Origin of the sequence: Streptomyces sp. UNOB3_S3 (assembly GCF_020740895.1) — a bacterium.
Lineage (GTDB): Bacteria > Actinomycetota > Actinomycetes > Streptomycetales > Streptomycetaceae > Streptomyces.
Genome location: NZ_JAILXP010000019.1, coordinates 17,911 through 36,813 on the forward strand (window position 1 = coordinate 17,911; position 18,903 = coordinate 36,813).

At 70.5% G+C, this 18,903-nt stretch carries 17 protein-coding genes; all 17 read right to left on the minus strand.

The window, feature by feature from the left end:
• Positions 1-8 precede the first annotated feature (8 nt).
• Positions 9-821, minus strand: coding sequence for a F0F1 ATP synthase subunit A (atpB, locus tag K6I33_RS03885; protein WP_229348252.1), 813 nt, complete (start codon positions 819-821; stop codon positions 9-11).
• A 264-nt stretch (positions 822-1,085) separates the two neighbouring features.
• Positions 1,086-1,523, minus strand: coding sequence for a hypothetical protein (locus K6I33_RS03890; protein WP_229348253.1), 438 nt, complete (start codon positions 1,521-1,523; stop codon positions 1,086-1,088).
• Positions 1,524-1,777: 254 nt separating this feature from the next.
• Positions 1,778-3,082 carry an MraY family glycosyltransferase gene (locus K6I33_RS03895; RefSeq protein WP_229348254.1) on the minus strand — a complete coding sequence of 435 codons (1,305 nt, stop codon included), beginning with the start codon at positions 3,080-3,082 and terminating at the stop codon, positions 1,778-1,780.
• 154 nt (positions 3,083-3,236) lie between these two features.
• Positions 3,237-4,553 carry a serine hydroxymethyltransferase gene (gene glyA / locus K6I33_RS03900; RefSeq protein ID WP_229348255.1) on the minus strand — a complete coding sequence of 439 codons (1,317 nt, stop codon included), beginning with the start codon at positions 4,551-4,553 and terminating at the stop codon, positions 3,237-3,239.
• A gap of 81 nt (positions 4,554-4,634) precedes the next feature.
• The gene (locus K6I33_RS03905; RefSeq protein ID WP_229348256.1) at positions 4,635-5,288 is read right to left on the minus strand and encodes a protein-tyrosine-phosphatase; all 654 of its coding nucleotides are present in this window, start codon (positions 5,286-5,288) and stop codon (positions 4,635-4,637) included.
• Positions 5,285-5,932: an L-threonylcarbamoyladenylate synthase gene (locus K6I33_RS03910; protein ID WP_229348257.1), complete on the minus strand. Its 648-nt coding sequence runs from the start codon at positions 5,930-5,932 to the stop codon at positions 5,285-5,287. The genes K6I33_RS03905 and K6I33_RS03910 overlap by 4 nt, the downstream gene beginning before the upstream one ends.
• A gap of 56 nt (positions 5,933-5,988) precedes the next feature.
• Positions 5,989-6,834 carry a peptide chain release factor N(5)-glutamine methyltransferase gene (gene prmC, locus K6I33_RS03915; protein WP_229348258.1) on the minus strand — a complete coding sequence of 282 codons (846 nt, stop codon included), beginning with the start codon at positions 6,832-6,834 and terminating at the stop codon, positions 5,989-5,991.
• A gap of 60 nt (positions 6,835-6,894) precedes the next feature.
• Entirely contained in the window at positions 6,895-7,974 is a 1,080-nt protein-coding gene (gene prfA, locus K6I33_RS03920; protein WP_229348259.1) for a peptide chain release factor 1, read from the minus strand.
• 104 nt (positions 7,975-8,078) lie between these two features.
• Positions 8,079-8,300, minus strand: coding sequence for a 50S ribosomal protein L31 (gene rpmE, locus K6I33_RS03925; RefSeq protein WP_189451417.1), 222 nt, complete (start codon positions 8,298-8,300; stop codon positions 8,079-8,081).
• Positions 8,301-8,455: 155 nt separating this feature from the next.
• A complete protein-coding gene (locus tag K6I33_RS03930) occupies positions 8,456-9,571 on the minus strand; it encodes an LCP family protein (RefSeq protein ID WP_229348260.1) in 1,116 nt (371 codons plus the stop codon).
• Positions 9,572-9,900: 329 nt separating this feature from the next.
• Positions 9,901-11,928 carry a transcription termination factor Rho gene (rho, locus tag K6I33_RS03935; RefSeq protein ID WP_229348261.1) on the minus strand — a complete coding sequence of 676 codons (2,028 nt, stop codon included), beginning with the start codon at positions 11,926-11,928 and terminating at the stop codon, positions 9,901-9,903.
• Positions 11,929-12,355: 427 nt separating this feature from the next.
• The gene (gene thrB / locus K6I33_RS03940; RefSeq protein WP_229348262.1) at positions 12,356-13,270 is read right to left on the minus strand and encodes a homoserine kinase; all 915 of its coding nucleotides are present in this window, start codon (positions 13,268-13,270) and stop codon (positions 12,356-12,358) included.
• 329 nt (positions 13,271-13,599) lie between these two features.
• The gene (thrC, locus tag K6I33_RS03945) at positions 13,600-14,691 is read right to left on the minus strand and encodes a threonine synthase (protein ID WP_229348263.1); all 1,092 of its coding nucleotides are present in this window, start codon (positions 14,689-14,691) and stop codon (positions 13,600-13,602) included.
• 37 nt (positions 14,692-14,728) lie between these two features.
• Positions 14,729-16,021 (minus strand): homoserine dehydrogenase, encoded by a 1,293-nt coding sequence (locus tag K6I33_RS03950; protein ID WP_229348264.1) that lies wholly within the window; start codon positions 16,019-16,021, stop codon positions 14,729-14,731.
• 127 nt (positions 16,022-16,148) lie between these two features.
• Positions 16,149-17,540 carry a diaminopimelate decarboxylase gene (gene lysA / locus K6I33_RS03955; RefSeq protein ID WP_229348265.1) on the minus strand — a complete coding sequence of 464 codons (1,392 nt, stop codon included), beginning with the start codon at positions 17,538-17,540 and terminating at the stop codon, positions 16,149-16,151.
• A gap of 17 nt (positions 17,541-17,557) precedes the next feature.
• Entirely contained in the window at positions 17,558-18,373 is an 816-nt protein-coding gene (nrtL, locus tag K6I33_RS03960; RefSeq protein WP_229348266.1) for an ArgS-related anticodon-binding protein NrtL, read from the minus strand.
• 44 nt (positions 18,374-18,417) lie between these two features.
• Positions 18,418-18,903 (minus strand): response regulator (locus tag K6I33_RS03965; protein WP_238491182.1); only part of this gene is annotated, 486 nt, incomplete at its 5' end.

Sequence of the window (18,903 nt, forward strand, 5' to 3'; positions counted from 1 at the left end):
GAGCTCGCTCAGTGGTGCTCGGAGAGCGCGCCCTGGACGTAGTTGCAGGCCAGGAGGACGAAGACGTACGCCTGGACGGCCTGGATGAAGAGCTCGAACGCGGTCATGATGATCGTCATGACGAACGAGGCGCCCGCGTAGGCGAAGCCGATCCCGTTCATCAGGTACCAGCTGGCGATCGTGAACATCACGAGCAGCATGTGACCGGCGAACATGTTGGCGAAGAGCCGGACCGCGTGAGTGAAGGGCCGGATCAGCAGGTTCGAGAAGAACTCGAGCACGACGACCAGCGGCAGGATCCAGCCGAGCGACTTGTCGTAGCCGGTGATGTTCTTCCAGCCGCCGACGAAGCCGTGCTTCTTGAAGGTCAGGCCGACCCACAGCACATAGACGACCAGGGCGAGGCCCACCGGGTAAGCGATGATCGACGTCACCGGGAACTGGGCGACCGGAATGATCGACCAGAGATTCATGATCCAGATGAAGAAGAACAGCGAGACCATGAAGGGGACGTACTTCTCGCCCTCCTTCTTGCCGAGTGCCTCATAGACGATTCCGCGGCGGACGAAGTCGTAACCCGCCTCACCGATCATCTGGAGCTTGCCCGGGACCACCTTGGCCTTGCCGAACGCGACCCAGAAGAACCCCACGATGACGAGCGAGCCCAGCAGGGCCAGCAGCATCGGCTTGTTGATGTCGACTCCGCCGATCGTGAAGAGCGGCTCGAAGACGAACGAGTGGAGGCCCGGGGCCGGGAAGCCGCACCCTTCGAAGATGTGGCAATCGGTCTCGAAGGCGAGCAGCGTCTGGTCAGCACTCACCGCGAGCTCCTTCAGCGTGGCGCATAGGTACGGCAACCTCGTTGTGTCGGCGCGGCGTGCAGCCACGGAACGGCACTGGACTGGACTTACGGATAGGGGTGCGGCAGGCCGGCCACGGGCCGGCGGTCATCGCAGGCGTCAGCTGCGCGGGAAGCCGATTCGAACCCGTGGGACCCGGGGATTCGGCTGCCTGCGTCCGCTGCACCTCAGATGGCACCGGACGATAGCAGGTGAGCACACGAGCGTTTATCCCGGCCCTACCGGTCATGACGCGGACCCGGCCGGAGCGGACTTCTTGGCGTCTCCGGACTCGGGTTCGACGTAAAAGATCTTCGCCTTCATGTAGGCGCGCGCCTGCGCCCCGATCCACACGAGGGTCGCGGCGAGCAGCGAGAAGGCGAATGTCTTGGTGTTGAAGAGCGTCGTGTCCTTGAACACCAGAAGGAAAACGGCCACGAGCAGGATCTGCGTCGTGTACAGCAGCAGACCCATGGCCTGGAACAGGTGGGGCAGGTGCCGCGCGGTGCGATTGAGGATGATCAGCCCCGCACCCATGACACAGCCGGTGAGGAGCACGCCGACAACGGCACCGAGCCCGCCCTTGCCGCCGGCGACGACAGCGCTGACGGCGACGGCGACCAGGCCGGCGACGGCGGTCGGGACGGCGCACTGAAGAAGCGTTCGGGCGTCGTTGGACTGCATGAAGGGTTTCTCCGGCGAAGGGTTGGAAGCAACGATTCGTCGTGAACGAGCGTATCCCCGGGAATGAGACGCGCAGCGCGACTGAAGGGCCGTCGCACTACGGTCCTTCGGCTCTACCACCGGGTTTCGTGAACGGTATCACAAACTATTTGATGAGGTCTTTACCTACATCGTGTGCCGCATGTCACACGCAGGGGTCAAGCCCCTGGTCATGGGGCTGACGGAGCCAATGGATCTCTGCTAATGCGGCGTATTCAGTGGTTGCTGCCGATCTTCCGCGCGTGGGCGAAACGCGACCGGTCGCCGATGGCCGTCGCCCCGTGGAGCCCGGCGGGCACGGGCTCCGCCTCGTCCCGTTCCTCCGCCGCGACGGGCACGGGAGCGGTGACCTTGCGCCGCCGGTAACGCGGCGGAACGAACCGCTCCGCCCACCTCGGCGCCCGTGGCGTGAAGCGCGGCATCAGCAGCAGCACCAGGCCCATCGCGCTCAGGGCGACGATCAGCAGCAGGACCCAGACGCTCGCCGAGTTCACCGAGTAGGCCACCGTGCCGAAGCCGATCAGCGCCGACCAGAAGTACATGATGAACACGGCCCGGCTGTGCGAGTGGCCGAGCTCCAGCAGCCGGTGGTGGAGGTGTCCCCGGTCGGCGGCGAAGGGCGACTGCCCCTTCCAGGTGCGCCGCACGATCGCCAGCAGCAGGTCGGCCACCGGCACCGCGATCACCGTCAGCGGCAGCAGCAGGGGGATGTAGACCGGCACCATCGCCTGGATGGCGGCCCGCTCGGAGCCCGCCCACAGCTTGAGGGCGTCGGGGTCGACCTGGCCGGTGATGGAGATGGCGCCGGCGGCCATGACCAGGCCGATGAGCATCGAGCCGGAGTCGCCCATGAAGATCCGCGCGGGGTGCATGTTGTGCGGCAGGAAGCCCAGGCACATGCCCATCAGCACGGCGGCGAAGAGCGTCGCGGGGGCGGCGGCCTCCAGGCCGTGCCCGAACCACAGCCGGTAGGCGTACATGAAGAACGCGGCCGCGGCGATGCACACCATGCCCGAGGCCAGGCCGTCGAGGCCGTCGACGAAGTTCACGGCATTGATGGTGATCACCACCAGCGCGACCGTCAGCAGCGTGCCCTGCATCGGGGTCAGCGAGACGGAGCCCACCCCGGGCACGGGGATCCACAGGATCGTCAGGCCCTGGAGCACCATCACACCCGCGGCGATCATCTGACCGCCCAGCTTCACCAGGGCGTCCACGCCCCACTTGTCGTCCAGCACGCCGAGGATCCAGATCAGCCCGGCGCCCGAGAGCAGGGCCCGTGGCTCGTTGGAGAGCTCGAAGACGGACTTGAGGTTGGACAGGTGCGCGGCCATCAGCAGGCCCGCGCACAGTCCGCCGAACATCGCGATACCGCCGAGGCGGGGCGTCGGTTCCCGGTGGACGTCGCGCGCGCGGATCTCCGGCATGGCGCCGGCCACGATCGCGAACTTCCGCACCGGGCCCGTCAGCAGGTAGGTGACCGCCGCGGTGACGCACAACGTCAGCAGGTATTCACGCACGGGCTGCCCCAGGGATAGCGCTGGACATCACAGCCTCACACCATATTCGGGTCCACCCCCGAACCGTGAACGGAGGGGAAGACGTACGGTGCCCGGCCCTGGTTGCAAATGATCACATCCGGCACGTTGCGGACCACCTCGGGGGGTGCGGGCCTCACCCTCCCGCGCGATACGGCGGAAAGTCCGCGACCAGCTCGACCACCTCGGCCCGCAGCCGGCCCTCGGGGCGGTCGCCGCGCAGGGCGGCCCCCAGGAGGGCCGCCACACGGCCCATCTCGGCCTTTCCCATGCCCTGGGTGGTGACGGCCGCCGTGCCCATCCGCAGGCCGCGTGCGGGCCCCGGGGAGAGTCCGCAGACATCCAGGACCATCCCCGCCGCCGCGAGCCTCCTGCGGGCCGTGGCGGCCTCCAGGGCCAGCGGGGAGACGTCGGCGACGACCAGATGGGTGTCGGTGCCCCCGGTGACCACGCGCGGGCCCTCGGCGGCCAGCGCCTCGGCCAGCGCCCGGGCGTTGTCGACGACCCGGTGGACGTAGCCGGTGAAGGCCGGCGCCATGGCCTCGCCGAAGGCCACGGCCTTCGCGGCGACGGTGTTCATCTGGGCGCCGCCCTGGCTGAAGGGGAAGACGGCCCGGTCCACCCGGTCCGCCAGCCGGGCCCCGCACAGGAGCAGCCCGCCGCGCGGCCCGCGCAGCACCTTGTGGGTGGTGCCGCAGACGATGTCGGCGTACGGGACGGGGCTGGGCGCCGCTCCCCCGGCGATCAGCCCCATGGGGTGCGCGGCGTCGACGATCAGATACGCGCCCACCTCGTCGGCGATCTCGCGGAAGGCCGCGTAGTCGGGGTGGCGGGGGTAGGAGGTGGAGCCGCAGACGATGGCCCGGGGCCGCCTCTCGCGCGCCAGGGCGCGCAGCCCCGCGTAGTCGATGAGGCCGGTGTCCGGGTCGGTGCCGTAGCCGGCGAAGTCGAACCAGCGGCCCGAGAAGTTGGCGGGCGAGCCGTGGGTGAGGTGACCGCCCTGCCGGAGGGCCATGGCGAGGACCGTGTCGCCGGGGCGCAGCAGGGCCGCGTAGGCGGCCAGGACGGCGGCGGTGCCCGAGTGGGGCTGGACGTTGGCGTGCCCGGCGCCGAAGAGGGCCCTGGCGCGCTCGACGGCGGTGCGCTCGGCGATGTCGACCAGCTCGCAGCCGCCGTGGTGGCGGGCGCCGGGGTAGCCCTCGGCGTACTTGTTGGTCAGCGGGGAGCCGAGGGCGGCGAGGACGGCCGGCGAGGCGAAGTTCTCGGCGGCGATGAGCTGGAGCCCGGTCGCCTGGCGCTCGGCCTCGGCGAGGAGGAGCCCGGCGAGCTCGGGGTCGGTGCGGGTGAGCGCGTCGAAGCCGCGTCCCCATGCGGGGAGCGCCGGGGAGGTCCGTTCCTCGGTGCCGGTGGCGGTGGGCGTGCCGTACCTGGTGGGCGTGGAGCTGATGGGCATCGCTGGCTCCGGGCTGTCGGCGCGATGGTCTCAGCACCCACTGTAGGCCCGCGATCGGCCGATTTGTCCGATTGTGGGCCGTCAAGCCCGGGTGGAGACTCCCGTGAGCGCGGTGACGACCGGGTCGAGCGCCTGGTTGATCTCGTCGCCGATGGAGCGGAAGAAGGTGATCGGCGCGCCGTAGGGGTCGTGGACCTCGTCGGCCTCCGCGTTGGGCGCCAGCAGCCAGCCGCGCAGGGCGGCGGCGGCCTGCACCAGCGCGCGGGCGCGCTCGACCACCCCGCCGGCCCGCTCGGGGTCCGGGAGGGTCGTGGGGTCTATCGCCCGTACCAGGCGGGTGAACTCCTTCAGGGTGAAGGTGCGCAGGCCCGCCGAGTGGCCCATGGAGATGACCTGGGCGCGGTGGTCGCGGGTGGCGGTCAGGACCAGGTCGGCGCGGATGACGTGCTCGTCGAGGAGCTCACGGCCGATGAAGCCGTGCGGGTCCGCGCCGAGGTCCGCGAGGACGGTGGCGGCGTGCGCCTCCATGGGAGCGCCCTCGTGGCCCCAGGTGCCCGCGCTCTCCACCACCAGGCCGCCCGCGAAGGGGTCGCCGAGCCGTCGGGTGAGGGCATGGCGGGTCAGCCGCTCGGTGATGGGCGAGCGGCAGACGTTGCCGGTGCTGACGTGGAGGATGCGGAAGGTGTCGGTGGAGGTGTCCGGTCCCGCTATGCCACGCCCCTGCGGGGCGATCAATTGGCCACCTCGAGGTCGGGTACCACCTCGCGGAGCTGCTCGGCGCTGATGGCGCCGGCGCGCAGCAGGACGGGCACCTTGCCGGTGACGTCCACGATGGAGGACGGCACGTCGGCGGGGGTGGGGCCGCCGTCGAGGTAGACGGAGACGGAGTCGCCCAGCATGTCCTGCGCGGCGTCGCAGCTCTGCGGCGCGGGGTGGCCGGTGAGGTTGGCGCTGGAGACGGCCATGGGGCCGAACTCGCTCAGCAGCTCGATGGCGACCGGGTGCAGCGGCATGCGCACGGCCACGGTGCCGCGGGTCTCGCCCAGGTCCCAGGTCAGCGACGGCTGGTGCTTGGCGACGAGGGTGAGGGCGCCGGGCCAGAAGGCGTCAACGAGCTCCCACGCCTGCTCGGAGAAGTCGGTGACCAGGCCGTGGAGGGTGTTCGGGGAGCCGACGAGGACGGGCGAGGGCATGCCCCGGCCGCGGCCCTTGGCGTGCAGGAGGTCGCCGACGGCCTCGCGGCTGAAGGCGTCCGCACCGATGCCGTAGACGGTGTCGGTGGGCAGCACGACCAGCTCGCCGCGGCGGACCGCGGCGGCCGCTTCGCGCAGACCGGTCTTGCGGTCGGTCGCGTCGCTGCAGTCGTATCGCCGTGCCATCTAACGGACCTCCTCGTACGGATTCTCTGTCTGGTGTCGTTCGCCGGTGACGGCCATCAGGGCATCGCTTTGCGAGCGGTCGCGAAGCGGGGCCGGTTGTTGAGGTCGGGGTGGTCGGCCGCGTCGGCCCAGCCCCGCTCCTCGGTGAAGATCCACGGCACCTGGCCGCCCTGGGTGTCGGCGTGCTCGATGACGACGACGCCGCCGGGGCGCAGCAGCCGGTGGGCGGTGCGCTCCAGGCCGCGGATGGTGTCCAGGCCGTCCTCGCCGGAGAACAGGGCGAGTTCGGGGTCGTAGTCGCGGGCTTCGGGGGCGACGTACTCCCACTCGGTGAGCGGGATGTACGGCGGGTTGGAGATCACCAGGTCGACCTGGCCGTCCAGCTCGGGCAGGGCCGTCAGGGCGTTCCCGTGGTGCAGCCGCACCCGGGAGCCCTCGGTGTTCTTGCGGGCCCAGGAGTGGGCGGTCTCGTCCAGCTCCACGGCGTGGACGCGCGAGCGCGGCACTTCCTGCGCGAGGGCGAGGGCGATGGCGCCGGAGCCCGTGCACAGGTCGACGATCAGGGGCTCGACGACGTCCATGGCCCGTACGGCGTCTATGGCCCAGCCGACGACCGACTCGGTCTCCGGGCGGGGCACGAAGACGCCGGGGCCGACCTGGAGCTCCAGGTAGCGGAAGAAGGCCCGCCCGGTGATGTGCTGGAGCGGCTCGCGGGCCTCGCGGCGCGCGACGACCTCCCAGTAGCGGGCGTCGAAGTCGGCGTCCTTGACGTTGTGGAGCTCCCCCCGCTTGACGCCGTGGACGAACGCGGCGAGTTCCTCCGCGTCGAAGCGGGGGGAAGGTACGCCGGCGTCGGCCAGCCGCTGGGTGGCCTGGGCCACCTCGGCGAGCAGCAGGTTCACTGGGCCTTCCTCACTTCTTGTCGGGCGCCGGGTCGGCGGGGCGTGCGGTCGGGGCGGAGGCTACTGGTTCTCGGCGAGCTTCGCCGCCGAGTCGGCGTCGACACACGCCTGGATGACCGCGTCCAGCTCGCCGTCGAGCACCTGGTCCAAGTTGTACGCCTTGAAACCGACGCGGTGGTCCGAAATGCGGTTTTCCGGGAAGTTGTAGGTGCGGATCTTCTCGGAACGGTCGACGGTGCGCACCTGGCTGCGGCGCGCGTCCGCGGCCTCGGCCTCGGCCTTCTCCTGGGCGGCGGCCAGCAGGCGGGAGCGCAGGATGCGCAGGGCCTGCTCCTTGTTCTGGAGCTGGCTCTTCTCGTTCTGGCAGGAGGCGACCACACCGGTGGGCAGGTGGGTGATGCGCACGGCGGAGTCGGTGGTGTTCACGGACTGGCCGCCGGGGCCGGAGGAGCGGTAGACGTCGATGCGGAGATCGTTCATGTTGATCTCGACGTCGACCTCCTCGGCCTCGGGCGTGACGAGCACACCGGCCGCGGAGGTGTGGATCCGGCCCTGGGACTCGGTGGCGGGCACGCGCTGGACGCGGTGGACGCCGCCCTCGTACTTCAGCCGGGCCCAGACGCCCTGGCCGGGCTCGGTGGCGCCGTTGCCGCCCTTGGTCTTGATCGCGACCTGGACGTCCTTGTAGCCGCCCAGCTCGGACTCGGTGGCGTCGATGATCTCGGTCTTCCAGCCGACGCGCTCGGCGTAGCGCAGGTACATCCGCAGCAGGTCGCCGGCGAAGAGCGCGGACTCGTCGCCGCCCGCCCCCGCCTTGACCTCGAGGATGACGTCCTTGTCGTCGCTGGGGTCGCGCGGGACCAGCAGCAGGCGCAGCTTCTCGGTGAGCTCCTCGCGGCCGCGCTCCAGCTCCTTCACCTCGGCGGCGAAGTCCGGGTCCTCGGCGGCGAGCTCGCGCGCCGTCTCGATGTCGTCCCCGGCCTGCTTCCAGGCGCGGTAGGTACCGACGATCGGGGTCAGCTCGGCGTAGCGCTTGTTGAGCTTGCGGGCGTTGGCCTGGTCCGCGAACACGGCGGGGTCGGCGAGCCGCTTCTCGAGGTCGGCGTGCTCGCCGATCAGTTCCTCGACTGCCTCGAACATCAAGTTTCCCTAGCTGCTGGAAGTGACGGGCCTGCTGGACGACAAAGCGCCGGTCCAGTCGCCCAGCGTCAACTGGGCGACCGAAGACCGGCGCCTGCGGGTCGCTACTTCTTGGCCGCGGCCTGCTTGCCGAAGCGGGCCTCGAACCGCGCCACACGGCCACCGGTGTCGAGGATCTTCTGCTTGCCCGTGTAGAACGGGTGGCACTCGGAGCAGACCTCGGCGCGGATGTTGCCGGCGGCGATGGTGCTACGAGTGGTGAAGGAGGCACCGCAGGTGCAGCTGACCTGGGTCTCCACGTACTCCGGGTGGATGTCGCGCTTCAAGGGTTCTCCTAGGTTCGGGAGGGCGCCGGGTCGCACAGGCGGGATTGCCGTACGTGAACCGGGGCCGACGTACCAGTCTGCCAGTACTGGCCGTATCCCCCAAAACGGGGGGTGGCCGCCGGATATTCCCGCAGCTCGTGCGGGGGGTGCCGGGACTACTTGACCACGCCGTCGGCCTGGGTCTTCGCCCCGTCGCCGTCCTTGACGGCGGCCTCGGGGATCTCCTGGTCGTTCTTCAGCGCCTGCCAGAGCAGCTTCGACGGCTCCGTGAGCGGAACGACGCGGTCCTGGTCACGGGGGTCGGGGCCCACGGGGAGGGTCACCATGTGCATGTTCTCGGAGCCGATGCCCTTGAGGCTGTTCGCGAAGCCGTAGAGCTTGTCGACGGAGGCCAGGTCCTTGTCGGTGGTCAGCGACTTGGTGGCGGCGTCGGCGACCCCGTAGAGCTTGGTGGGGCTGGTGAACAGGCCGATGGACTTCACCTGGTTGATCAGCGCCTTGATGAACGCCTGCTGGAGCTTGATCCGGCCGAGGTCGCTGCCGTCGCCCACGCCGTGGCGGGTGCGGACCAGGCCCAGGGACTGCTCGCCGTTGAGCTGGTGGGTGCCCGCGTCGAGCTTGAGGTGGCTCTGCTTGTCATTGATGGGCTTGGTGGTGGTGACCTCCACGCCGCCCAGCTTGTCGATCAGCTTCTGGAAGCCGGCGAAGTCGACCTCCATGTAGTGGTCCATCCGGATGTCGGTCATCGCCTCGACGGTCTTCACCGCGCAGACCGCGCCGCCGATCGAGTACGCCTCGTTGAACTGCTCGCGCTTGACCGCCGGAGCCGTCTTGCCGCCCGGGGTGGTGCACTCGGGGCGGGAGACCATGGTGTCGCGCGGGATGGAGACGACGCTGGCCTTCTGGTGACCCGCGTAGACATGGACGATCATCGCCGTGTCGGAGCGGGAGCCGCCCTCGTCCCGGCCGTACTTGTTGTTGGCGCCGGCCCGGGAGTCGGAGCCGAGGACCAGGATGTCCATCGAGCCGTTGTCGACGTTCTGGGGCCGGTTCTTGCCCAGCGCCCCGTTGATGTCGACGCTGCTGAGGTTGCCGTTGAGCTTGAAATAGAGGAACCCCGCGCCGGTGCCGCCGAGCAGCACCAGGGCGCCGGCGCTCCAGGCGGCTATTCGGCGGCCCTTGCGGCGCACGGGAGGCTTGCGGCGCCGGCCGCCGCCCCCGGCACGGCGGCGGTGCGAACCCGCCCGCGTACCCCTGCTGTCGTCGGCCATGCGCTCCTCAGTCCTTCGCTGTACGGCTTGCCCCCTGCTGGTTGACGGGGAAGTCTGCGACAGGGTTGCACAGCGGATTCTGAGGACCGTCTTAGAAAAGCCGTGGCGAAAGTGCCCGATGTGATCGCGTTCCGCCCACTGCCACCTGGGATTTCGGCCATTGCGAGGGCGGCGGTTCCGGCCATTTCGACGGCCTTCTGCTGTGGCGCATATCTCAAAAGGTCACGGGAAGATCACAAAAAGCGAAACCTCCCTCGTCATGGAGGTGACGAGGGAGGTTTCGCGGGCGTTCCGCGCCCGGTGGGCGCCCGCCGTGGACCAGCCGTGGATCAGTCGTTGCCGTTGGCCGGCGACGGCGTGGTCTTGGCGATCTGCATCAGGAACTCGGCGTTGGACTTCGTCTGCTTCATCTTGTCGAGGAGCAGCTCGATGGCCTGCTGCGAGTCCAGCGCGTGGAGCACCCGGCGGAGCTTCCACACGATGTTGAGCTCCTCGCCGCTGAGGAGGATCTCCTCCTTGCGGGTGCCGGAGGCGTCCACGTCGACGGCCGGGAAGATGCGCTTGTCGGCGAGCTTCCGGTCGAGCTTGAGCTCCATGTTGCCGGTGCCCTTGAACTCCTCGAAGATCACCTCGTCCATGCGCGAGCCGGTCTCGACCAGCGCGGTGGCCAGGATGGTCAGCGAGCCGCCGTCCTCGATGTTGCGCGCGGCACCGAAGAACTTCTTCGGCGGGTAGAGCGCCGTGGAGTCGACACCACCGGACAGGATGCGGCCCGAGGCCGGGGCGGCCAGGTTGTAGGCACGGCCCAGACGGGTGATCGAGTCCAGCAGGACGACCACGTCGTGACCCAGCTCCACCAGGCGCTTGGCGCGCTCGATGGCCAGCTCGGCGACGGTGGTGTGGTCCTCGGCCGGGCGGTCGAAGGTCGAGGAGATGACCTCGCCCTTGACCGACCGCTGCATGTCGGTGACCTCTTCCGGACGCTCGTCGACCAGGACGACCATCAGGTGGCACTCGGGGTTGTTGACGGTGATCGCGTTGGCGATCGCCTGCATGATCATGGTCTTGCCGGTCTTCGGCGGGGCCACGATCAGACCGCGCTGGCCCTTGCCGATGGGGGCGACCAGGTCGATGATGCGGGTCGTCAGCACACCCGGGTCCGTCTCCAGCCGCAGACGGTCCTGCGGGTAGAGCGGGGTGAGCTTGCCGAACTCGGGACGGCCGCGGCCGGTCTCGGGCGCCATGCCGTTGACGGAGTCCAGGCGGACGAGCGCGTTGAACTTCTCGCGCCGCTCGCCGTCCTTCGGCTGGCGGACCGCGCCGGTGACGTGGTCGCCCTTGCGCAGGCCGTTCTTGCGGACCTGGGCCAGGGAGACGTAGACGTCGTTCGGGCCCGGCAGGTAGCCGGAGGTCCGGATGAAGGCGTAGTTGTCGAGGATGTCGAGGATGCCCGCGACGGGGATCAGCACATCGTCCTCGGCGACCTGCGGCTCGCCGGCGCCGAACTCCTCGCGCCCACGACGGCCGCGACGGTCGCGGTAGCGGCCGCGCCGGCCGCGACGGCCGCCCTCGAAGTCGTCCTCGTCCTGCGGGCCGCCCTGGGGGGCACGGTCGCCGCGCTGCTGCTGACGGCCCGCGCCCTGCTGGCCGGCGTCGCCCTCGCGGTTGCCGCGGCGGTCGCGCTCACGGCGCTCGCCACGCTCGCCACGCTCGCCGCGCTCCCGGCGCTCGCCCTTCTGGCCGCGCTCGGCACGGTCCTGGCGGTCGCCCTTGGCGGCCTTGCCCTCGGCGGTGTCGACGGCGGCCTCGGCCTTGGCCTCGGCACGCTCCTCGACCCGGACCTCGGCCTTGACCTCGGTACGGGCCTCGACGGCGGCCTCGGGGCTGCCCGCGGGGGCGGTGGCGCGCCGGCGGCGGCGCTCACCGGCCGGGGCCTCGTCCCCGGCCGGCTGGCCCGGGATCTCGATCTGCTGCTGGGCAGCCTTCTCGGCGGGCTTCTCGGCAGCGGCCTCGCCCGTACGGGCCCGGGAGGTGGTACGGCGCTTCGGCTTGGCCTCGGCGGCCGCGGCGGGCTCGGTCTTGGCGGGCGCGGCGGCACCGCCACCGGCCTGCCTCTCCTTGATGACCTCGATCAGCTGGCCTTTGCGCATCCGCGCGGTGCCCTTGATGCCGAGGCCGGAAGCGAGCTGCTGGAGCTCGGCCAGGACCATGGCGTCGAGGCCGGTGCCCGAGCGGCGCCGCTTGGGGGCGGTTGCAGCACCGGTGGCGGGCGCGGCGGGAGCGTCCGTGGCGGGCGCGGAGGCATTGCCGACGGAGCTGTCGGCGTTCACGCCCATCAGATCGGTGGTGTCGCTCACGAAGGGGTCCTTCCCTGGAGCGGGCGTCGGCCTGTCTGGCTCGGCGACCGGTTGTGCTGTCCGGCTGCGGTCCTTCGTCACGGACCGGGCCGGGGCGGTGGTCCGCCGGTTGTCACGGCGGAAGAATTCAGTGCATTGCGACCGGCGTGAAGAATGAGGGAAGGGCACGACATAACGCTTCACTCATGTCGCCCACGCCGATTCCGGAGCGTGCTCGAAACTGCTCAGGCAGGCTGCTCAGGCAGTTGGGGAGGCTCCCGGAAGAAAAGCGGTCCCTGATCGGGACACAGAGCACCGAGCCGATGTGGCTTCGGGTGCAGACTTGAGGTTAACACTACCGGATCCCACAAACATTCCCCCTCTCCAAGACCGGCAATCGTGTTTTTTCATGGCCCGGGGCACCCCTGGACACCCCGGGCGCCGCTGGTCAGGCGAGCGGCAGCACGCTCGTCCCCCCGGAGTCGAGGGCCAGGCGGTTGGCCGCCCATCCCTCGCCCGCCAGCCGTGCGACCTTGTCGGCCGCACTGTCTTCGACCAGCGCGAGCACCGTGGGGCCCGCGCCGGAGATGACCGCGGGGACGCCGTCCGCCCGCAGTCGGTTGACCAGGGCCACGCTCTCCGGCATCGCCGGAGCGCGGTATTCCTGGTGGAGCCGGTCCTCGGTGGCCGGCAGCAGCAGCTCGGGACGCCTGGTCAGGGCCTCGACGAGGAGTGCGGCACGCCCGGCGTTGGCGGCCGCGTCCACATGGGGGACGCTGCGCGGCAGCAGGCCGCGCGCGGTCTCGGTGAGCACTGCCGCCGACGGCACGAAGACCACCGGAACGATGGAATCCGACGGGTCCATCCGAATGGCCCGCGCCACCCCCGACTCCATCCAGGCGAGGGTGAATCCGCCCAGCAGACAGGCGGCGACATTGTCCGGGTGGCCCTCGATCTCGGTGGCCAGCTCCAGCATGGCCGCGTCGTCGAGCTTCTCGGCCCCGCCTATGGTCACCGCGCGGGCGGCGACGATGCCCGCGCAGATGGCGGCGGAGGAGGAGCCGAGACCCCGGCCGTGCGGAATGCGGTTGGCGCAGACGACCTCCAGACCGCGCGGCTGGCCGCCGAGCAGGTCGAACGTGGTGCGCAAGGACCGTACGAGCAGGTGACTCTCGTCGCGCGGGAGGGTGTCGGCACCCTCGCCGGCGATGTCGATGTGGAGCCCCGATTCCGCCACCCGGACCACGACGTCGTCGTAGAGACCCAGGGACAGGCCGAGGGCGTCGAAGCCGGGACCGAGATTGGCGCTGGTGGCGGGGGTGCGCACTCGGACGGCGGCGGCGCGGAAGGCGGGACCGGCCATCGCTCGATGACTCTCCTTGGTGTGGCCGTAATTGATGGCATGCGACATCCGCAAGGGCCGCGACAGCGATACCGCGTGGGGACGGCACGGTCAGCGACGGGGCGGAGTGAACACAGCCTATCGAAGGAAGGTTCAGTGGCGACATAGGGCGCACAGGAGGCGCACGATGCGTGTCGCACTGCTACCTGTGCATCTGTCGGCTTTGCACAGGGTGTGGGCAATCGTTCCGCAGGGCTGGGGGCACCTCCCAGCGGTAGCTGGGGGAGGGTGGGCACACCCGGAACACGGACCTGCACCCACCCGCCACCCACCGGGCGGCACCCGAAACGTCAGAGAAGCCCAAGCTCCCGCGCAGCGACACCCGCATCCACCGGCACAGTAAGCGGCTGCGGAGCCCCCGCCACCGCCCAATCAGGATCCTTGAGCCCGTTCCCGGTGACCGTGCACACGATCTTCTGCCCGGGGTCGACGAGCCCGAGCTCGGCGGCCTTGAGCAGCCCCGCGACGGACGCGGCCGACGCCGGCTCGACGAAGACGCCCTCCTGCGAGGCCAACATCCGGTACGCGGCGAGGATCTGTCGGTCGGTCACCTCGTCGATGAGACCACCGGACTCGTCCCGCGCGGCCTCCGCGAACTCCCAGGAAGCCGGATTCCCGATCCGGATCGCGGTGGCGATGGTGTGCGGGTCCCGCACCGGCTCGCCCCGCACGATCGGCGCGGAACCGGAAGCCTGGAATCCCCACATCCGGGGATTACGCGTGGACACCTTGTCGGCCGCGTACTCACGGTACCCACGCCAGTAGGCGGTGATGTTCCCGGCGTTGCCCACGGGAAGCACGTGGATGTCAGGCGCGTCGCCCAGCGCGTCCACGATCTCGAACGCGGCTGTCTTCTGCCCCTCGATGCGCACCGGGTTGACCGAATTCACCAGCGCCACGGGGTAGTTCTCGGAGAGCCCGCGCGCGAGCGTCAGGCAGTCGTCGAAGTTGCCGTCGACCTGGAGGATGCGGGCGCCGTGCACGAGCGCCTGTCCCATCTTGCCCAGGGCGATCTTGCCCTGGGGCACCAGGACGGCGCAGACCATGCCGGCCCGTACGGCGTAGGCGGCGGCGGAGGCGGAGGTGTTGCCCGTGGAGGCGCAGATGACCGCGCGCGCTCCCTCTTCCTTCGCCCGGGTGATGGCCATGGTCATGCCCCGGTCCTTGAAGGACCCGGTGGGGTTGGCGCCCTCCACCTTGAGGTGGACCTCGCAGCCCGTGCGCTCGGAGAGCACCTGGGCGGGGACGAGCGGGGTGCCGCCCTCGCGCAGGGTGACGACCGGGGTGTCGGCGGTGACCGGAAGACGGTCGCGGTATTCCTCGATGATGCCGCGCCACTGGTGGGTGCCGGAGGTGGCGGGACGGTTGCTGTTGGCAGACATTGCTCTCGTTATCCCTTTTCCTGCTTCGCCCTGCGCCTTACTCGCCCTCGACCCGCATGATGCTGGCCACGTCACGGACCGTGTCCAGCCTGCGGAGGGCCTCGACCGTGGCCGACAGGGCCGCGTCGGGGGCCCGGTGGGTGACGACGACGAGGGAGGCCTCGCCGTCCTTGCCCTGCTGGCGGACCGTGTCGATGGAGACGCCGTGCTCGGCGAAGACCGTGGCGACCTGGGCCAGCACACCCGGCTTGTCGGCCACGTCGAGGCTGATGTGGTAGCGGGTGACCACCTCGCCCATGGTGGACACCGGCAGGCGGGTGTAGGCGGACTCGCCGGGTCCGGTGGCCTCGGCGACCTTGTTGCGGCAGACGGCGACGAGGTCGCCGAGGACGGCGGAGGCGGTCGGCGCGCCGCCCGCGCCCGGGCCGTAGAACATCAGCTGGCCGGCCGCGTCCGCCTCGATGAAGACCGCGTTGTACGCCTCGCGCACCGACGCCAGCGGGTGGGTCAGCGGGATCATCGCCGGGTGGACGCGGGCGCTGACGGACCGGCCGTCGGCGGCCCGCTCGCAGATGGCGAGGAGCTTGATGGTGCAGCCCATCTGCTTCGCCGAAGCGAAGTCGGCGGCGGTGACCTCCGTCATGCCCTCGCGATGGACGTCGTCCAGCCGCACCCGGGTGTGGAAGGCGATGCCGGCGAGGATCGCGGCCTTCGCGGCGGCGTCGAAGCCCTCGACGTCGGCGGTCGGGTCGGCCTCGGCGTAGCCGAGCGCGGTGGCCTCGTCGAGCGCCTCGGAGTAGCCCGCGCCGCTGGAGTCCATCTTGTCGAGGATGAAGTTGGTGGTGCCGTTGACGATGCCGAGCACCCGGTTGACCCGGTCGCCGGCGAGGGACTCGCGCAGCGGCCGGACCAGCGGGATGGCGCCGGCGACGGCGGCCTCGTAGTAGAGGTCCACACCGTGCTGCTCGGCGGCGGCGTGGAGGGCTGCACCGTCCTGGGCGAGGAGCGCCTTGTTGGCGGAGACGACGCTGGCGCCGTGCTCGAAGGCGGTGGTGATCAGGGTGCGCGCGGGCTCGATGCCACCGATGACCTCGATGACGACGTCGATGTCACCGCGTTTGACGAGGGCGGTGGCATCGGTGGTGATCAGCTCCTGCGGCACGCCCTCGCGTACCCGGTCGGGGCGCCGCACGGCGATTCCGACGAGCTCGACGGGCGCCCCGATGCGCTGCGTGAGGTCGTCCGCGTGCGTCGTCATGATGCGCGTCACCTCAGAGCCGACGACTCCACAGCCCAGCAGCGCCACCTTCAGCGGACGCGTACGCATCATCCGACCTCGTTTCTCAGTACACCTTCGGTTGACCCACAGTCTCACCCACTGGACGGGGAAATCCTCCCCGTCCAGTATCCGAGACCACTGTCACCCAGGATTTTTTCTTCTGTTTCTGTTTTTTTCGTCAGCCGACGTCGAGACGGAGGAGGTCCTCCTCCGTCTCCCGCCGGACGATCACTCGCGCCTGGCCGTCCCGGACGGCGACGACCGGGGGACGGAGCGCGTGGTTGTAGTTGCTCGCCATGGAGCGGCAGTAGGCGCCGGTGGCGGGGACGGCGAGCAGGTCGCCGGGGGCCACGTCGGCGGGGAGGAAGGCGTCCCGGACGACGATGTCGCCGCTCTCGCAGTGCTTGCCGACGACGCGCGAGAGCATCGCCTCGGCGGTGGAGGCGCGGGAGACCAGGGCGACGGAGTAGTCGGCGTCGTAGAGCGCGGTGCGGATGTTGTCGGACATCCCCCCGTCGACACTGACGTAGGTCCGCAGTCCGGGCAGCTCCTTGGTGGTGCCCACCTCGTAGAGCGTGAAGGCGGTGGGGCCGACGATGGCGCGCCCGGGCTCGACGGAGATCCGCGGCACGGAGAGCCCGGCGGCGGCGCACTCGCGGGTGACGATCTCGCGCAGGGCGGTGGCGATCTCGTGGGGCTCGCTGGGGTCGTCGTCGGCGGTGTAGGCGATGCCCAGGCCGCCGCCGAGGTCGATCTCGGGCAGCTCGACGCCGTGCTCGTCGCGGATCTGCTTCAGCAGCCCGACGACGCGGTGGGCGGCGACCTCGAAGCCGGAGGTGTCGAAGATCTGCGAGCCGATGTGGGAGTGGATGCCGAGGAGCTCCAGCCCGTCGAGCTTGAGCGCCCTGCGCACGGCCTCGGCGGCCTGCCCGCCCGCCAGCGGGAGCCCGAACTTCTGGTCCTCGTGGGCGGTGGCGATGAACTCGTGGGTGTGCGCCTCGACGCCGACCGTCACCCGGATCAGTACGCCCTGGCGCTTGCCGAGCCGCTCGGCGATGTGGGCGACGCGCACGATCTCCTGGAAGGAGTCGACGACGATCCGCCCCACGCCGGCCTCGACGGCACGGGTGATCTCGTCGGTGGACTTGTTGTTGCCGTGGAGGGCGATGCGCCCGGCGGGCATCCCGGCGTCGAGGGCGGTGAGGAGCTCGCCGCCGGAGCAGACGTCGAGGTTGAGGTCCTCCTCGTGCAGCCAGCGGACGACGGCGCGGGAGAGGAACGCCTTCCCCGCGTAGAACACATCGGCATCGGGCCCGAACGCGTCGCGCCAGGCCCGGCACCGCGCGCGGAAGTCGTCCTCGTCGAGGAAGTAGGCGGGCGTACCGAACTCCTCGGCGAGCCGCTTGACGTCCATCCCGCCGACGGTGACGACACCGTCGGCGCCGCGGGCGACGGTCCGGGACCAGACGCGGGGGTCGAGCTCGTTGAGATCGGCGGGCGGGGCGACGTAGTGGCCCTCGGGAAGGACGTCGGCGTAGCGGGGCCCGGCGGGGTGGGCGGAACGACTCATGACTGGCGATCCCCTTGTTACAGGTGTGCGGGTGCGGTGATGCCGAGCTGGGTCAGGCCGTTGGCCAGCACCTTGCCCGTGGCCTCGGCGAGGGCCAGGCGGGCGCGGTGAACGGCCGAGGGTTTCTCGTCACCGCGGGGCAGGACGGGACAGCCGGCCTGCCATCTCAGAAAGGCGTCCGCGGTCCGCTCCAGGTGCCGCGCGAGCCGTTCGGGGGCACGGGCGGCGGTGATGCGCGCGTGGTCGGCGAGGGCGCCGAGGAGGGCGTCGGCGCTGCTGTCGAGGGGACCGACGGACGATCCGAACCCGAGGTCGCGCGCATTGCGCTGCAAGGCCCGGCTCCGGGCGTGGGCGTACCGGACCCGGAACAACGGATTCCCGTCCTTCTGCACGAGCAGCAGGGACCGGTCGAGGCCGGGGGGAGAGAGCAGACTCCACCGGGCGGCGTCGGAACCGAGCCGCGCGAGCAGCTCGGGCGAAGGCGTCGACGACAACGCGTCTGCCGAATACTCCGCCGCCAGCACCTCCCGGACGATCTCCTCACCGGAGGCCGCGTCGAGGGTGATGTTGAGGAAGCCGGGCCCGGCGATGTCGACACGGGCGATACCGGGCCGGGCGACAAGCCGGCGCCGCAACACCTCAGCGATCTCCAGGGCGGGACGGTCGCCGCCCTTGGCAAGCTGCAGGGCCACATTGGTGGCGTAGTCACCGCAGCCGGGCCGGGGGGGCACCCGCACGCTGACCCGCTCCGGCACGGGCGCGCACAGCTCGTCGTCCTCGACGGCGCGGCGCACGGTGTGCAACACGGTGCGGGAGAGATCGGCGGGGGTCACAAGGCAAGCCTAGGGGAGAAGGTGCCGCACTCCGCGAACCGGTTTCACCCTGCGGGACGGACGACGGGCTCGGCATCCCCCGCCGCCCCCTCCCCCTCCGGCCATCCCACCAGCCTCCGCACGAGCCGCACCATCTCCGCCGGCTCGAACGGCTTGGCCAGAAACGCGTCCGCCCCGGCGGACCAGCCGCTCTCGATCTCATAGGGGGTGCAGGCGCTGATGATCGCGATCGGAATGTCCCGGGTCCGCGCGTCGGCCCGCAGCCGGGCGGCCGTGTTCAGCCCGTCGAGCCGGGGCATCACGACATCCAGGGTCACCGCATCGGGACGCACCCGGTGCACGATCTCCAGACACTCGGCACCATCGGCCGCGGTCACGACCTCAAAGCCCTCCAGCTCGAGGTTGACCCTGATCAACTGCCGGATGACCTTGTTGTCGTCCACAACAAGGACCCGGCCGGACAAGCCAGGCACACCCCGAGAGTAGGCGCGCCCCCGACCCCGCGTCCGGCTTTTCCCCACTTCCACCCC

Coding starts and splice junctions, on each gene's coding strand:
- K6I33_RS03890 (WP_229348253.1), bottom strand. CDS start 1,523: ATGCAGTCCAACGACGCCCGAACGCTTCTTCAGTGCGCCGTCCCGACC.
- glyA (WP_229348255.1), bottom strand. CDS start 4,553: ATGCCCATCAGCTCCACGCCCACCAGGTACGGCACGCCCACCGCCACC.
- K6I33_RS03910 (WP_229348257.1), bottom strand. CDS start 5,932: ATGGCACGGCGATACGACTGCAGCGACGCGACCGACCGCAAGACCGGT.
- prfA (WP_229348259.1), bottom strand. CDS start 7,974: ATGTTCGAGGCAGTCGAGGAACTGATCGGCGAGCACGCCGACCTCGAG.
- K6I33_RS03930 (WP_229348260.1), bottom strand. CDS start 9,571: ATGGCCGACGACAGCAGGGGTACGCGGGCGGGTTCGCACCGCCGCCGT.
- thrB (WP_229348262.1), bottom strand. CDS start 13,270: ATGGCCGGTCCCGCCTTCCGCGCCGCCGCCGTCCGAGTGCGCACCCCC.
- thrC (WP_229348263.1), bottom strand. CDS start 14,691: ATGTCTGCCAACAGCAACCGTCCCGCCACCTCCGGCACCCACCAGTGG.
- K6I33_RS03950 (WP_229348264.1), bottom strand. CDS start 16,021: ATGATGCGTACGCGTCCGCTGAAGGTGGCGCTGCTGGGCTGTGGAGTC.
- lysA (WP_229348265.1), bottom strand. CDS start 17,540: ATGAGTCGTTCCGCCCACCCCGCCGGGCCCCGCTACGCCGACGTCCTT.